The organism is Marinobacter mangrovi, assembly GCF_016798325.1.
Classification (GTDB): domain Bacteria; phylum Pseudomonadota; class Gammaproteobacteria; order Pseudomonadales; family Oleiphilaceae; genus Marinobacter_A; species Marinobacter_A mangrovi.
In genome coordinates this window covers 89,545-103,963 of sequence record NZ_JAERVO010000008.1, presented here as the reverse complement: position 1 = coordinate 103,963, position 14,419 = coordinate 89,545, and the positions used below count along the sequence as shown (strand labels likewise).

At 63.4% G+C, this 14,419-nt stretch carries 15 protein-coding genes; 4 read left to right on the top strand and 11 right to left on the bottom strand.

What is annotated here, in order from left to right:
• Positions 1-130: 130 nt before the first annotated feature.
• Together JL474_RS19750 and JL474_RS19745 are read left to right on the top strand one after the other, a co-directional pair.
• Complete coding sequence (locus JL474_RS19750) at positions 131-391, top strand: accessory factor UbiK family protein (protein ID WP_123636609.1); 261 nt, start codon at positions 131-133, stop codon at positions 389-391.
• A gap of 78 nt (positions 392-469) precedes the next feature.
• On the top strand, positions 470-1,993 hold the full coding sequence (locus JL474_RS19745) for a YifB family Mg chelatase-like AAA ATPase (protein WP_203143569.1): 1,524 nt from the start codon (positions 470-472) through the stop codon (positions 1,991-1,993).
• 4 nt (positions 1,994-1,997) lie between these two features.
• On the opposite strand, the gene JL474_RS19740 is transcribed toward JL474_RS19745, so the two are convergent.
• Entirely contained in the window at positions 1,998-3,104 is a 1,107-nt protein-coding gene (locus JL474_RS19740) for a histone deacetylase family protein (RefSeq protein ID WP_203143567.1), read from the bottom strand.
• 176 nt (positions 3,105-3,280) lie between these two features.
• Between JL474_RS19740 and trmB the strand changes: the two genes are divergently transcribed.
• Positions 3,281-4,009 carry a tRNA (guanosine(46)-N7)-methyltransferase TrmB gene (gene trmB / locus JL474_RS19735; protein ID WP_203143564.1) on the top strand — a complete coding sequence of 243 codons (729 nt, stop codon included), beginning with the start codon at positions 3,281-3,283 and terminating at the stop codon, positions 4,007-4,009.
• 15 nt (positions 4,010-4,024) lie between these two features.
• On the opposite strand, the gene JL474_RS19730 is transcribed toward trmB, so the two are convergent.
• The 10 genes from JL474_RS19730 to JL474_RS19685 all read right to left on the bottom strand — a co-directional run bounded on the left by JL474_RS19730 (position 4,025) and on the right by JL474_RS19685 (position 13,194).
• Positions 4,025-4,552 carry a hypothetical protein gene (locus JL474_RS19730; protein WP_203143563.1) on the bottom strand — a complete coding sequence of 176 codons (528 nt, stop codon included), beginning with the start codon at positions 4,550-4,552 and terminating at the stop codon, positions 4,025-4,027.
• Complete coding sequence (gene hemW, locus JL474_RS19725; protein WP_203143560.1) at positions 4,549-5,703, bottom strand: radical SAM family heme chaperone HemW; 1,155 nt, start codon at positions 5,701-5,703, stop codon at positions 4,549-4,551. The genes JL474_RS19730 and hemW overlap by 4 nt, the downstream gene beginning before the upstream one ends.
• Positions 5,700-6,308: an RdgB/HAM1 family non-canonical purine NTP pyrophosphatase gene (gene rdgB, locus JL474_RS19720; RefSeq protein ID WP_203143559.1), complete on the bottom strand. Its 609-nt coding sequence runs from the start codon at positions 6,306-6,308 to the stop codon at positions 5,700-5,702. The genes hemW and rdgB overlap by 4 nt, the downstream gene beginning before the upstream one ends.
• Positions 6,309-6,314: 6 nt before the next feature.
• The gene (locus JL474_RS19715) at positions 6,315-6,773 is read right to left on the bottom strand and encodes a DUF4426 domain-containing protein (protein WP_123636405.1); all 459 of its coding nucleotides are present in this window, start codon (positions 6,771-6,773) and stop codon (positions 6,315-6,317) included.
• Positions 6,774-6,799: 26 nt separating this feature from the next.
• A complete protein-coding gene (metW, locus tag JL474_RS19710) occupies positions 6,800-7,393 on the bottom strand; it encodes a methionine biosynthesis protein MetW (RefSeq protein ID WP_123636406.1) in 594 nt (197 codons plus the stop codon).
• Positions 7,390-8,538: a homoserine O-succinyltransferase MetX gene (gene metX / locus JL474_RS19705; protein WP_123636407.1), complete on the bottom strand. Its 1,149-nt coding sequence runs from the start codon at positions 8,536-8,538 to the stop codon at positions 7,390-7,392. The genes metW and metX overlap by 4 nt, the downstream gene beginning before the upstream one ends.
• A gap of 132 nt (positions 8,539-8,670) precedes the next feature.
• The gene (locus JL474_RS19700; RefSeq protein WP_203143557.1) at positions 8,671-10,635 is read right to left on the bottom strand and encodes a dynamin family protein; all 1,965 of its coding nucleotides are present in this window, start codon (positions 10,633-10,635) and stop codon (positions 8,671-8,673) included.
• Between the two features lie 323 nt (positions 10,636-10,958).
• Positions 10,959-11,543, bottom strand: coding sequence for a YggT family protein (locus tag JL474_RS19695; protein ID WP_123636409.1), 585 nt, complete (start codon positions 11,541-11,543; stop codon positions 10,959-10,961).
• Positions 11,544-11,605: 62 nt separating this feature from the next.
• Positions 11,606-12,442, bottom strand: coding sequence for a pyrroline-5-carboxylate reductase (proC, locus tag JL474_RS19690; RefSeq protein WP_203143555.1), 837 nt, complete (start codon positions 12,440-12,442; stop codon positions 11,606-11,608).
• Positions 12,443-12,495: 53 nt separating this feature from the next.
• Positions 12,496-13,194, bottom strand: a complete 699-nt coding sequence (locus JL474_RS19685; RefSeq protein ID WP_203143553.1) for a YggS family pyridoxal phosphate-dependent enzyme — start codon at positions 13,192-13,194, stop codon at positions 12,496-12,498.
• Positions 13,195-13,334: 140 nt separating this feature from the next.
• Here JL474_RS19685 and JL474_RS19680 point away from each other — a divergent pair, with 140 nt between their 5' ends.
• Positions 13,335-14,369, top strand: coding sequence for a type IV pilus twitching motility protein PilT (locus JL474_RS19680; protein WP_123636412.1), 1,035 nt, complete (start codon positions 13,335-13,337; stop codon positions 14,367-14,369).
• Positions 14,370-14,419: the final 50 nt, after the last annotated feature.

The following is a 14,419-nucleotide window of genomic DNA, read 5'->3' as shown; positions in this document are numbered from 1 at the left end:
TACTATGGTGCGCACTGATCCGTAACGTACCGGATTGGTGCGCCATTTCGGTGCGCGCGGGGCCGGCCTTGTATCACCACGATTATGGTACACTTTTCCGGCCATGCCTTGGGAGCCACAGAGGTCGATCTTGAAAACACCACAGGAATTATTTGCACAGCTGCAGGGGCAGGTTGGTCAGTTCGTCCCCGATATGGCCAAAGCCGCCCGGGACGATTTTGAACAGCACGCCCGCGCCACGGTTCTGTCCGTCCTTGCACGGCTGGATCTGGTGACCCGCGAGGAGTTCGATGCCCAGCAGGCGGTGCTTCTGCGCACGCGGGAAAAGGTCGAAGCGCTGGAGAAGCAGGTTGCTGAACTGGAACAGCGACTGAACAGCGAAAAGGCCTGACTCGTGCAGTGATGGCAGGACGCCGTCACTGTCGCGCCTCGCGTCGAACCCACTCAGTCAACACCATGGAAGGTTGTCATGCTTGCGATTGTCCACACCCGCGCCCGCCTGGGCGTGTCCGCCCCGTCCGTCACCGTCGAGATCCATCTTTCCAACGGTCTGCCGTCCCTGTCGATCGTCGGATTGCCGGAAACCGCTGTTCGTGAAAGCAAGGATCGCGTGCGCAGTGCGCTGATGAACGCGGGCTTCGAATTTCCCACCCGCCGTATCACGATCAATCTGGCGCCGGCCGACCTGCCCAAAGAGGGTGGGCGTTTTGACCTGCCGATCGCGCTGGGCATCCTGGCCGCATCCGGGCAGGTGCCGTCCGAGCGCCTGCAGCAACTGGAGTGCCTGGGCGAACTGGCCCTGGACGGTGCCCTGCGGCCGGTGCGCGGCGTGTTGCCTGCCGTCATGGCGGCCCGGGAGGAAGGACGCCAACTGTTGATCCCGGCGGGCAATGCCGAAGAGGCGTCGTTGGCGGCCGAGGACGATGTGTTCGCCGCCGGCCATTTGATGGATGTGGTGGCCCACCTGTGCGGCGATCAGCCGCTCTCGCCCCTGGAGCGGTGCCCGGAACCGGACCTGGATATCGGCTGCCCGGACCTCCGGGATGTGCGCGGCCAGCATGTGCCCAAACGGGCGCTGGAGGTGGCCGCGGCCGGCAATCATAATCTGCTTTTATTTGGCCCGCCCGGAACCGGCAAGAGCATGCTGGCCAGCCGGATGCCCGGTATCCTGCCGCCGCTGGATGACAATGCCGCGCTCGAAGTGGCCAGCGTGCGTTCGGTGGCGGGGGAATCCCCGGCTCCGGAAAGCTGGCGACGCCCACCGTATCGGGCCCCTCATCACACGGCTTCCGCCGTGGCGCTGGTGGGCGGTGGCAGCAGCCCGCGCCCGGGAGAAATCTCGCTCGCCCATCGGGGCATCCTGTTTATGGACGAGCTGCCGGAATTCGACCGCAAGGTGCTGGAGGTGCTGCGTGAGCCCATGGAGTCCGGCGAAATCGTCATTTCCCGGGCGGCCCAGCAGGTCACCTATCCCGCCCGGTTCCAGGTAATCGCCGCCATGAACCCGTGCCCCTGCGGCTATCGCGGCCACCCCAGCATCGAGTGCCAGTGCTCGCCGCAACAGGTGCTGCGCTATCAGTCCCGTCTCTCAGGCCCGTTGCTGGACCGCTTCGACCTGCACGTTGAGGTGCCCGTCCAGAACGGCGAAACCCTGCTGCGCCAGGACCGGGAGGCCGTGGACAGTGCCACCGTGCGTGAACGAGTCCTGCGTGCCCGGGCGATGCAGCGCGAGCGCGGGTCGCTGAATGCGGATCTCAAGGGCGACGCCCTGGATCACTATTGCCACCCGGGCGAGGCGGGCGAGCGCCTGCTGGCCCAGGCGATGGAAAAGCTGGGGCTGTCGGCGCGGGCGCTGCACCGGATTCTGCGAGTCGCGCGAACCCTGGCGGATCTGGCCGGCGACGAGCGTCTGGCCCAATCCCATATCGTCGAAGCGCTGGGCTACCGCAAACTGGATCGTCGACAGGCCAGCGCCCAGGCCGCCACGGTATAAACGGCTAATCCAGATCCGGGGATTGGAAAGCGTCGTGATGGAAGCGGGCCGCCGCTTCGACTTCCGCAAAACCGCAAATGCCGGGTTCGGGCACCGGTCCGCCGGCGAGCACGCCCAGCACCGAATGGACGCCGCGAGGGAGCGATTCCAGGTTGTAGCCGCCTTCCAGAACCAGGGCCAGCCGACCATCGCAGTGCTTGCGGGCAATCGCCTGAATGCCTGCCGCCATGGCACCGAAGCCTTCGTAGGAGACGTTCAGGGCCAGGTCCATCCAGTGGGGGTCGAAACCGGCGGAGACCAGCACCAGGTCGGGCTGGAACCAGTCCGCGGCAGGGGCCAGGATCTCATCGATCGCTTTGAGATAGGCCGCGTCGCCCGTGCCTGCCGGAAGCGGCACGTTCACCGTGGTTCCTTCGCCCAGACCGGCGCCGACTTCCTCCAGCTGGCCGGAGCCGGGATAGAACGGGGCGGCCCGATGCAGGTCAAAAAACAGCACGTCCGGATCGGCCCAGAAAATCTCTTGCGTGCCGTTGCCGTGGTGCGCGTCCCAGTCGACGATCAGAACCCGCTCGCAGCCGAGTTCGGCCTGGGCGTGGGCGGCCGCTACCGCGACATTGTTGAACAGGCAGAAACCCCGCGCCCTGACCGGCTCCGCGTGATGCCCCGGCGGTCGTACCAGGGCGAAGGCGCTCTCGGAGTCTCCCGACACCACACTCTTGACCGCCGCCACGGCGGTTCCGGCGGCGACTTCCGCGGCGTCGATACTGCCGGGGGAGACCGCGGTGGTGTCCACGTCCAGCCAGGCGTTCTGGCCGCGCAACCCATACAGTTCGTTGAGATAGGCCGTGGTGTGAACCCGGGCCAGCTGTTCGGGGGTTGCCTTGGCACCGCTGGCGAACCGGAGACCGTCAATCGGGTTGGCCTCCAGGTACTGCATAATGGCGGTGAGTCGACCGGGGTGTTCCGGGTAATGCCAGGGCACGTTGAGGCCGGCCAGAATCTGGCGAATACGCCGGTCCATGCGCGCTGGCAGAAAAGAAGCCTCGGTGTCCGGTGCATGGGCCAGGACCCGGTCGTCAAAAAAAACGGTCACCTTGTGTGCGGCTGGCATGGCGTTGATCCTTTTGCTGTGCCCCCGGGAGGTTGTGTTCTCTCAGCATAGCCGCTATTCCCGCGGGGAGAGAGGAAGTGGTCCAAACCTCACAGTCCGCGTAAGCTTTGATACACTGCGTCCCTTTACAGCGTGGTGCAGAAGGCGCCGCGGATTGAATCAGACGAGAGAGCTCAATGACCGACGAGAAAGACAGCCAGCCGACCGATAACCCTGATGAGCCGGTCACCACACGCCGTGGTATCCGCAGCTTCGTGCTGCGCCAGGGGCGGATGACGGAAGGCCAGAAGAAGGCGTATGACCGGAGCTGGCCCAAATACGGCCTGACCCGGGAGGACGGGATAATCGATCCGCGCCAGGTCTTCGGCCGCCAGGCTGTCCTCAATCTGGAAATCGGCTTTGGTATGGGGCAGTCATTGGCCACCATGGCGGAAGCCGCACCGGAGCAGGATTTCATCGGCGTGGAAGTACACACCGCCGGTGTCGGCGCCTTACTGAAGGCGATCGAGGAGAAAGGCCTCGAGAACGTGCGCATCTACAACATCGACGCCAACGACGTGATCGATCTGTGCCTGCCGGATTCCTCACTCGACCGGGTGATGCTGTTCTTCCCGGACCCCTGGCACAAGAAGCGTCACCACAAGCGTCGCCTGGTGCAGCCGGAATTTGTCCAGCGCATCCGCCACAAGCTGCGGGTGGGCGGGATCTTCCATCTGGCCACGGACTGGGAGAACTACAGCGAACACATGATGGATGTGATGAGCGAAGCTGAAGGCTTTGCCAACACCATGCCGGAAGGTGGTTTCTCCCCGCGTCCGAAAGAGCGCCCCCAGACCAAGTTCGAGCATCGTGGCCTGCAGCGCGGTCATGGCGTCTGGGACCTGCTGTTCCGGCGGACCAACTAAGCGGCCGGAACGGCGTCAGTAGCTGAGAGGATTTCGGCGGGCGGCCCGGATCACCACCAGCCCGGCGGCACCCATCAGCAGGGCGGTGAACTTGATCATCGCGAAGACAGTGGCCGACAGGCTGAGTACGTCATCCGGCTCCGCCAGGTTCGTCAGCAGGCAGATATTCTCCCCCAGGTCGCTGGCCCCGGCGGCCACGAACAGGCCTCTCACCCAGCGTCCTGCCTGGCGTTCACGAATACCCGGCCGATCGCTCATCAGGTAGTCGGTCAACGCCATCAGCGCCAACACATAGATCACCACAAAGGGAAAATCGAGGGTCAGGGAGGCCACGGCCCAGTGGCTGCTGTCCGATCCCCAGCTGTTGAGGATGTCGAGCGTCTGCTCGGCGGTGGTCGCAAACTGCAGGCTGATGATGCCCTGCGGCGCGACGCCGGTGACCAGGGGAACATTGATGCCCACCAACAGGGCCAGCATGATCATGGCGCTGATCGTCAGCAGCTTGAGCGGGCGGGGGATCGGGGGCAGGGTGCCTTCGTTCATGGCAGGAACGGTTCCAGAATGCTGTTGAGATAACGCTGTCCCAGCGGCGTTGCCTGAAGTCGATCAGGCACCAGCAGCCCTTTTGAGCGCAGGTCTGTGAGTATCGCAGCAATCTCTGTCAGCGGTAAACCTGTACGTTCTGTGAACAGGCTTTCGTCAACGCCGTGGCCCAGCCGCAGGGCATTCATCATGAACTCCAGTGGCAGGTCGTCCCGTTCCAGGCTTTGCTGACCGGCCGTCCGGCTGCCCAGGCGTTTGAGGTAGGCGTCCGGTTGGCGCGTCTTCCAGTAGCGGCGGATCTCGCCGCTGTCGCCGTCCGTCAGCTTGCCGTGGGCACCGGCCCCAAGCGCCAGGTAATCGCCGAAACGCCAGTAGTTGAGATTGTGTCGGGCTTCGCGCCCCGGGCGGCTCCAGGCGGAAATCTCATAGCTGTCGTAGCCGGCGCGGCGCAAGTGGGCGCTGCCGCTGCTGTAGATCTGCCAAAGCGTGTCGTCTTCCGGCAGGTCCGGGGGCCGGCTGTAGAATTCGGTGTTCGGCTCCAGCGTCAGCTGATACCAGGACAGATGCGGCGGTTCGAAGGACAGGGCGGCGTCCAGGTCCGCGAGTGCCTGCTCGACGGACTGGTCTGGCAGGCCGTGCATCAGGTCCAGGTTGAAATTGTCAAAACCGGCATCGCGAGCGGCTTGGATCGCTGCGCGAGCGGCCTGGTCGTCGTGGATGCGCCCCAGGGCTTTGAGCTGGGCGGGATCGAAGCTCTGAATGCCCAGCGACAGCCGGTTGATGCCGGCCCGACGAAACGCGTCAAAACGGCCCTGCTCGAGCGTGCCCGGGTTGGCTTCCAGCGTGATCTCGGCGTCGCCGGCAAAGTCCAGTTGCCGGGCCAGCCCATCGAACAGGCGGGCATAGAAGTCACCGGACATCAGCGACGGCGTGCCGCCGCCGATAAAGACAGTCTCGACAGGACGTCCCTGGACGCCCGGCAGATCCGCCTGCAGATCCTCCAGCAGGGCTGCCAGATAGTCGTCTTCGGGAATGGCTCCGCTCAGGGTGTGGGAATTGAAGTCGCAGTAGGGGCACTTGCGCACGCACCAGGGCATGTGGAGGTACAGACTCAGCGGCGGCAGTTGGCCGGAAGCGGCCGGACGATTCATGGGGCCGTCCGGTCTCGCAGGCTGGCCAGCAGGCCTTCAAGGGCCTTGCCGCGATGACTGATCCGACTTTTCTCGCTGCGTGCCAGTTCCGCGGCAGAGCAGCCGCGTTCGGGGACCCAGAACACCGGATCGTAGCCAAAGCCGCCCTCGCCGCGGGTTTCGGTCAGGATGCGACCGGCCCAGACGCCGTGGCAGATGAGGGGAGTCGGATCCTGGGCGTGACGCAGGTACACGAGCACGCAGTGGAACTGTGCGGTGCGCTCGGCGTCCGGGATATCGGCCATGGCTTCCAGCAGGTGCCGGACGTTATCGGCGTCAGTGGCGTTGTCGCCGGCATAGCGGGCCGAGCGCACGCCTGGCGAGCCGCTGAGTGCGTCCACCGCCAGCCCGGAATCGTCGGCCAGGGCCGGCAGCCCGGTATGGCTGGCGGCGTTGCGGGCCTTGATCAGGGCGTTTTCCACAAAGGTCACGGCCGGCTCTTCCGCCTCCGGAACGCCCAGGCTGCCCTGTGCTTCGATCTGGAAATGCAGGGGGGCGAGGAGTTCGCTCAGTTCGCGGATCTTGCCGGCGTTGTTGCTGGCCAGTACCAGTCGCTGTTCAGGCATGGTCTCTCAATCGTTCATCAGGGTTTGGGCCACCCGGACCGGCATGTTGCCGGGCGCGCCGGGGGCGTTGGCTTGCAGCTCAAAGGTCAGAAGCTCGCCTTCGCTGAAGGGGAACTGGGCGATGTAGTAGACGGCGTCGCCCTCGCTGATGCGCCGAAAGCCGAGGATGCGCCGCTGCTGGATGTCGTTGACCACCTGACCCTCCACCTGGCCGGAGACCGGCTCCAGCCGGCCCTGTTCGCCCAGGCGCAGGATGCTGACGTTGACGATGCCGATGGACTGGCTGCGCACGATATCGTAGCGGCTGGCGACCTCCGCCGAGAGGAAGCTGCTGGGGAAGATGCTGTAATGCACCTGGTAGTCGCCAAACTGTTCGAACTGGCCGGCACGGGCCGCGCCGCTGCCCAGCAGCAGGGCGGCACACAGGGCGAGTACCAGCTGAAGACGGGCCATGTATCGGTTCATGGTGACCTCCTCGCGGTTCATGCGGCCTAGCGGGTGATGCGGTAGATCGCGATCTGCCCGAGCATGTTGGGCCACAGCCGGTTGAACCAGCGGTAGCGGTGTTCGCTGTCCACTACGGTGCGGTTCATGATCTGGATGTTCTTACGATAGCAGAGTGCCTCGAAATCCTTGAACGTGCACAGGTGAATGTTCGGGGTGTTGTACCACTTGTAGGGCAGCGTCTCGGATTCCGGCATGCGGCCCTGGCGCATCAGATACCAGCGCAGTCGCCAGTAAGCGAAGTTGGGGAAGGTAACGATGCATTCCCGGCCCAGCCGTAGCATTTCGTCCAGCACGATGTCCGGGCGACGCACGGCCTGCAGGGCCTGGGTCATCAGCACCACGTCAAAGCTCTGGTCGTGGAAATTGCCCAGCCCCTGGACGTCCAGATCCTGTTCGATCACGCTCACACCGCGACCCATGCAGGTGGTGATGTGGTCCGGGTTGATCTCCAGGCCAAACCCGGTGGCCTGCTTTTCCCGCTGCAGGTAATCCAGCAGTGTGCCGTCACCACAGCCCAGGTCCAGGACGTGACTTTCAGGCTGGATCCATTTCTCGATGATTTCCAGGTCGGCTCTCATTGCTGCACCTCCCGGGCGACCCGGTCCATGTAGGCCGTGAAGATGTCTTCATAGCGCGGCGTCGGGATCAGGAAGGCATCGTGGCCCCAGGGCGCATCGATTTCCGCGTAGCTGACCTTGCGGCGGGCGGCGATCATGGCGTTGACCAGTTCCTCGGAGCGGGTCGGCGTGAAACGCCAGTCGGTACTGAACGACAGCACCAGGAATTCGCACCGGGCCTGGCTCATGGCCGCGGCCAGGTCGTTATCGTAGTCGTAGGCCGGGTCGAAGTAGTCAAGGGCCCGGGTCATCAACAGATAGGTGTTGGCATCGAACGTCTCGGAGAAGCGTTCGCCCTGGTAGCGCAGGTAACTCTCCACCTGGAATTCGGCGTCGTAGCCGAACTTGTAGGCCTCCTCGCGCAGTTCCCGGCCGAATTTTTCGCCCATCGAGGCGTCCGACAGGTAAGTGATGTGTCCCACCATGCGCGCCAGCATCAGGCCCCGTCGCGGCGTCGCGTTGTGTTCGGCGTAGCGGCCGTCATAGAACTCCGGATCGGAGGTGATGGCCTTGCGTGCGACTTCGTTGAAGGCGATGTTCTGGGCTGTCAGCCGCGGTGTGGACGCAATCACGACGGCATGACGCAGTCGCTCGGGATAACTGAGGCTCCACTGCAGCGCCTGCATGCCGCCGAGCGAACCGCCGACGACGGCAGCCCATTGTTTGATGCCCAGTCGATCGGCCAGTTTGGCCTGGCTGTCCACCCAGTCCTTGACGGTGACCACGGGAAAATCCGGGCCGTAGCAGTGCCCGGTGTCGGGATTGGTGGATATGGGGCCGGTGCTGCCGTGGCAGCCGCCCAGGTTGTTCAGGCTGACGACGAAGAAGCGGTTGGTATCGATGGGTTTGCCGGGACCGATGCAACTGTCCCACCAGCCGGGTTTGCGTTCTTCCAGGCTGTGGTAACCCGCCGCGTGGTGATGACCGCTCAGGGCGTGACAGATGAGCACCGCGTTGGATCGGTCGGCGTTGAGGTCGCCATAGGTTTCCACCACCAGGTCGTAATGGGGCAGGGTCTGCCCGCAGGCGAGGGTCAGCGGCTCATCGAAGTGCAGGGTCTGGGGTTCCACCAGCCCCACGGAATCAGGCGGTAACGAATCTGGCATCGATACAATGGGTTCCTGGACTGTGCCGGCAGGGTGAACGAGGCATAAAGGCCGGCCAGCGAAGCAGTTTAAAGGTGGGGGGCAACGGCTGCAAGACGCCGCAGCCCGTTGCCGGCTGCGGCGTTCGTCGGATCAGGCAATGCCCGAGAGATTGACGACTTTTTGCTGGATCAGCGTGGGTGCCGGCTTGCGGATCTGACGGTGCATGTTGTCCGCCAGTTCCAGCTGACGATTCAAGTCGGCGATGCTTTCTTCGAGGCGCTTGCGCTCGTCCTTAAGCGTGCGCTCATTGCGAACCGAGTCACGTACCCGACGGATCTGGTGCTCCAGCAGCTGCTTCTGTTCCATGGAGTACTGCATGATTGGCAGTAGGGCTTCCTGGGGCCAGCGTTCCACGTCCGCGCGGACGCGGGTGTGCAGGGTGCGGGCCTCGCTGACCATCACGTTGAAGAAACGGCGGATCAGCAGGGTTTGCTCGGTGAGCATGTTCTTGGGATTACGACGGAACCGGTCGGCCTTCTTGCGCAGCTCGCGCAGGGCAATGACGTGACGGCCGGCACGCAGCGGGATCGGCTCCAGGTGTCGGGCGCGGGTGTCCTCGTTGTAGCGGCGATAGATGGACGCCACCATCTTCTCCGCCAGGTGACCTTCGGCCAGCAGATTGCTGAAATCGTTTTCCAGCAACTCGAAGAAATGGTTCATGGCCCGGCTCATGCCCGCCGTCGTCCAGCTCTTGTTGAGCAGCTTGCGAATTTTTTCGACGTGGCCCTCGAAGCGGTCTTCGGCCACCAGGTCTTTCAGCATATCGCCCTGGGACTGCATCAGGCGTCGGCTCGAGCGCAGGGTGATCAGCTTCTTGTAGTAGAAGTCGTAATCCTGTTGGGCCCGGTCGGCGAGGCGCTTGAGCGCGTCGCGATCCACGTGGGTCTCCCCGCAGGCCGACAGTTCCTCGCGCAGGGCGTCGAGACGGTGCTGCATTGCCGCCTGACTGTTCTGGAGCATGCCCAGCAGGTCGTTGATCAGGCTCTGGGTGATCAGCTCTTCCTTGTGCATCAGGATGCGGTGGATGATGAGCTTTTCCAGTTCTGGCAGGGCGCTGCGCTCCAGCAGCTCCTCGTTACCCTGCACCCGGGCCAGCAGGCCTTGCTTGGCGGACACCGGGATCACATCGGCGGCGTGGATGTTCAGGTGGTCGGCGGTGTACTCCCGCACCCGGTCGATGGAGGCAGCGGTATGCTCGGGGCCTTGTAGGTCGTCCCAGAGCACGTCGATCTTGTTGAGTACAGCGAAGCGGCCGGCGCGGTGATCGGCATCTTCCGTTGTGATGTGTTCTTTCCAGACGGTCATGTCGCTGGCAGTGACGCCGGTATCGGCGCTGAGCAGGAAGATGACCGCGTGGGCGCTGGGCAGCATGCTGATGGTCAGTTCCGGCTCCGAGCCCAGGGCGTTCAGGCCCGGGGTATCGAGGATGCGCAGGCCGCGCTCGAACAGCGGGTGGCGGAAACTGATCTGCGCGTTACGCCAAGCCGGGACCAGGACGTGGCCGGGGTTGTTGCGGTCGTTCTCCAGCATGCTTTCCTGGAAGCCGAGATCGCGGGCTTCCGCCGGTGTAACGCTCTTCACCCGGGCCACTTCAGCCAGCACCTCACGCATGACTGTCGGATCGCTGGCGTCCAGGTCGTAGCGCTGCCAGCGGTCGGTCCGCTTGCGCAGCTGCTGCAGTGACAGGTCTTCACGACGGGTCTCGATCGGCAGCAGGAGCAGGTAGTCCTTGCCCTCGGTGCGGTCGTAGAACAGCTCGGTCGGGCACATGGTGGTCCGGCCGGCCTGGGACGGCAGGATGCGCTGGCCGTACTCCGAGAAAAACAGGGCGTTGATGAGTTCGGTCTTGCCGCGGGAATATTCGCCGACGAAGGCAATGGTCAGCTCGTCCTCGATCAGCAGTTCCAGTCCCCGGCGTATCCGCTGGCTGACGTCTTCGGAGAACAGGTCGTTGTCCTGCAGCCAGAGGCGGTAGCGGGAGATCTGGCGGATCAGTTCCTTCTTCCAGGTGTGGTAGGCCTCCACCTGGTGGGTCAAGCTTCCAGTTGCATGCATGGGGCTAGCCTATTTGCGCGTGTGCTGTTCTTCTCGGGTGTCCGCTCGTCAGCGAAACAGCCCCCGTTTTTTTGCCGGACGTCGGCGCACGAATCATTCCGGATATTGTAGCTATGGTAGGCCACCGGAAAAGGTCTCTCTGTGACGTATGACCGTCTCAAGCACCTGATTCCAGTCGGGTTATCGGCGGGCTTTGAAGAAACTTTGAAAAATCAGCCAACTGGCGATGCGTTTCGCCATGTATAGATTTGCGTCATTTTGTAAAAGTGGGGCCTGCGACCGGGTGGTCGCAGGCCTGGCGTGAAGTGGGACGCTGTCGGGGATTACAGGGCGACGCCGATGTGCCCCAGGCCCACGCCTCGGGCCATGTATTCAATCACGATCGAAACCACGTTGAGGATCAGGAACACCACGATGGGCGACAGATCCAGGCCACCGACGGCGGGCATCAGGTTGCGCACCGGGCGCATGACCGGCTCGGTCAGCTGGCCGATGAGCTGAATCGCCGGATGGGGGCTGCCGGGCGCGATCCAGCTGATGATCACGATGGCCAGCACGGACCAGAAGTAGATCTTCACGATCAGGCCCAGCACCGTGACCACGGACCAGGCCACCAGCGTCAGCGGGTTGAAGGCCGGCACGCCGCCGCTGAGCGTGATCAGGATCAGGAAGAAGGTCAGCATCTGGATCAGGATCGCCAACACCAGAGCGGCACCGTCGACGCCGCCCCAGCCGGGAATCACCTTGCGCAACGGGCGCAGCGGCGGGTTGGTGGCCTTGACCACGAACTGGCTGATCGGATTGTAGAAATCCGCCCGTGCCAGCTGCAGTAGGAAACGCAGCAGGACTATGGTCAGGTAGAACGTGGAAATGATCTGTAACGTCGCAATCACAATCTGCGCCAGCATGTTGGGCTCCGTACTCGGGTTCGGCGTCAATAATGCGGTCGGTGTCCGGGTTTTTCTACCCTTTACTCATCATCTTTGGCGAGTTCGCGTGCCATTTCACCGGAACGGGTGTAGGCCGCGGTGCTGGCTTTGGTGACCAGTTCGCGCAGGCCGCCGTCTTCAAACGTCTTGATCGCCTGCTCGGTGGTGCCACCAGGGGACATGACATTGCGCTTGAGCTGGGCCGGTTCGTCGGGGCCGCGACCGGCCATTTCCGCCGCGCCGGCCATGGTCTGGATGGCCAACTTGCGGGCTGTGGTGGCTTCCAGGCCGTTGGCCACGGCGGCCTCTTCCAGGGCTTCCAGCATCAGGAAGAAATAGGCCGGTCCACTGCCGGAAAGGGCGGTGACGGCGTGCAGCAGGTCTTCCTGCTCGACCCAGACGGCCACGCCGATGCTTTCGAAAATCGCGCTCACGGCGTCCCGTTGTTCCTGCCCCACGTCATCGGTGGCGTAGAGGCCGGCCGATCCCTTGCCCACCAGCGACGGTGTGTTGGGCATGACGCGAACCACTGGCAGTCCACCGCCCAACCAGCTGTCGAGCGTGGCGCACTCCAGGCCGGCGGCGATGGAGACCATCAGCGGCCGCGTGTTCTGCACCACCGGGGCAATGTTCTGGCAGACCTGCCGCATGACCTGCGGTTTGACGGCCAGGACAATCAGATCCGCCTGTTGCGCGCAATGGCGATTGTCGGTGGTCACGCTCACGCCAAAGCGGTTGCGAATACTTTGCAGGTGACTGTCGTCCGGGGCGCTGACCCAGATGTTTTCCGCTTTGAAGCCGTTCTCGATCATGCCGCCGATGATGGCGCTTGCCATGTTGCCGGCACCGATGAATGCGATCGTCTGGGGTTTGCTCACGCTGGCACTCCGTCAGTCTGATGAAAGGGTTTGGAAAAATGATAACAGGTTCGTCAGGCCTCCCGCGCCCCGAACAGCGCGGTCCCGACCCGGACCAGGGTGGCGCCTTCGGCGATGGCCGTCTCCAGATCGCCACTCATGCCCATGGACAACGTGTCGAGGCCTTGGGCTTCGGGATGCGCCTGGCGCAGTTGCGCCAGCGCGTCCGCCAGGGCCCGGAAGCTCTGCCGCAGGTCGGCTTCTGGCTGATCCGGATCGGGAATCGCCATCAGGCCCCTAAGGCGCAGGTGGGGCAGCGTCAGCACCTCGGCGGCCAGGGCTGGAATGTCTGCCAGGGACGCACCGGACTTGGTGTCCTCGTTGTCGACGTTCACCTGCAGGCAGATGTTCAGTGGCGCAAGATCAGCAGGGCGTTGGTCGCTAAGGCGGCGGGCAACCTTGAGTCGGTCGACGCTGTGAACCCAGTCGAAGTGCGCCGCAATGTCGCGGGTCTTGTTGGACTGGATGGGGCCGATGAAGTGCCACTCCAGAGTTGGCAGATCCGCCAGCGCCGCCATCTTCTCCAGCGCTTCCTGGAGGTAGTTCTCGCCAAACGCGATCTGGCCGGCAGCGGCCGCAACACGCAGATCTTCCGGGGGTTTGCGCTTGCTCACGGCAAGCAGTCGCACACTGTCAGCAGGCCGGTTTGCGGCCATTGTTGCTTTTTGTATGCGTCGGGTTACGACCCCCATATTGTCTGCTATGCTGCCCATTTGGAACCCTCTGGTCGAAACTGGCGTCCATTCTGGCTTGCTCCGTGCCGCGACACAAGGCGCAGACCGCCGGCCGGGAACCGGGTGTACGACCCCTGAAGAACAGACAGAACCAAGAAAGAGCCTTCCGAGGAATTCTGATGGATATTACTGAATTGCTGGCCTTTTCGGCGAAACAGGGCGCGTCCGACTTGCACCTGTCCGCCGGTCTGCCTCCCATGATCCGCGTTGACGGGGACGTGCGCCGGATCAACCTGCCCCCGATGGAGCACAAAGAAGTCCATTCGCTGATCTATGACATCATGAATGACAAGCAGCGAAAGGATTACGAAGAATTCCTCGAGACCGACTTCTCGTTTGAAGTACCCGGCGTCGCTCGTTTCCGGGTTAACGCCTTCAACCAGAATCGCGGCTCCGGTGCTGTTTTCCGGACGATCCCCTCCAAGGTCCTGACCATGGAAGACCTGGGCATGGGGCAGGTGTTCAAGGACATCTCCTCCGTCCCGCGGGGCCTGGTGCTGGTGACGGGGCCGACCGGTTCCGGTAAGTCCACCACGCTGGCGGCGATGCTCGACTACATCAATGACAGCCGCTACGAGCACGTCCTTACCATCGAGGACCCCATCGAATTCGTGCACGAATCCAAGAAATGCCTGGTGAACCAGCGCGAAGTGCACCGGGACACCCTGGGCTTTAACGAAGCGCTGCGTTCGGCCCTGCGGGAAGACCCGGACATCATCCTGGTGGGTGAGCTGCGGGACCTGGAAACCATCCGTCTGGCGCTGACGGCCGCGGAAACCGGTCACCTGGTATTCGGCACGCTGCACACCACTTCCGCCGCCAAGACCATCGACCGGATCGTCGACGTATTCCCGGCGGAAGAAAAGTCCATGGTGCGTTCGATGCTCTCAGAGTCCCTGCAGGCGGTCATCTCCCAGTCCCTGATGAAGAAAGTCGGCGGTGGCCGGATCGCAGCCCACGAGATCATGATCGGGACGTCCGCGATCCGGAACCTGATTCGGGAAGACAAGGTGGCCCAGATGTACTCCGCCATCCAGACCGGTGGTTCCCTGGGTATGCAGACCCTCGACCAGTGTTTGCATCGCATGCTGCAGAAAGGTCAGATCACCCGCGAAGCGGCCCGCGCGAAAGCCAAGATGCCGGACAATTTCTGATGTGATTGACGCCGTGCCCAGCCGCGGCGTCGATAACATTCGGATCGGGA

Coding starts and splice junctions, on each gene's coding strand:
- JL474_RS19745 (WP_203143569.1), top strand. CDS start 470: ATGCTTGCGATTGTCCACACCCGCGCCCGCCTGGGCGTGTCCGCCCCG.
- JL474_RS19740 (WP_203143567.1), bottom strand. CDS start 3,104: ATGCCAGCCGCACACAAGGTGACCGTTTTTTTTGACGACCGGGTCCTG.
- trmB (WP_203143564.1), top strand. CDS start 3,281: ATGACCGACGAGAAAGACAGCCAGCCGACCGATAACCCTGATGAGCCG.
- JL474_RS19730 (WP_203143563.1), bottom strand. CDS start 4,552: ATGAACGAAGGCACCCTGCCCCCGATCCCCCGCCCGCTCAAGCTGCTG.
- hemW (WP_203143560.1), bottom strand. CDS start 5,703: ATGAATCGTCCGGCCGCTTCCGGCCAACTGCCGCCGCTGAGTCTGTAC.
- rdgB (WP_203143559.1), bottom strand. CDS start 6,308: ATGCCTGAACAGCGACTGGTACTGGCCAGCAACAACGCCGGCAAGATC.
- JL474_RS19715 (WP_123636405.1), bottom strand. CDS start 6,773: ATGAACCGATACATGGCCCGTCTTCAGCTGGTACTCGCCCTGTGTGCC.
- metW (WP_123636406.1), bottom strand. CDS start 7,393: ATGAGAGCCGACCTGGAAATCATCGAGAAATGGATCCAGCCTGAAAGT.
- metX (WP_123636407.1), bottom strand. CDS start 8,538: ATGCCAGATTCGTTACCGCCTGATTCCGTGGGGCTGGTGGAACCCCAG.
- JL474_RS19700 (WP_203143557.1), bottom strand. CDS start 10,635: ATGCATGCAACTGGAAGCTTGACCCACCAGGTGGAGGCCTACCACACC.
- JL474_RS19695 (WP_123636409.1), bottom strand. CDS start 11,543: ATGCTGGCGCAGATTGTGATTGCGACGTTACAGATCATTTCCACGTTC.
- JL474_RS19685 (WP_203143553.1), bottom strand. CDS start 13,194: ATGGGCAGCATAGCAGACAATATGGGGGTCGTAACCCGACGCATACAA.
- JL474_RS19680 (WP_123636412.1), top strand. CDS start 13,335: ATGGATATTACTGAATTGCTGGCCTTTTCGGCGAAACAGGGCGCGTCC.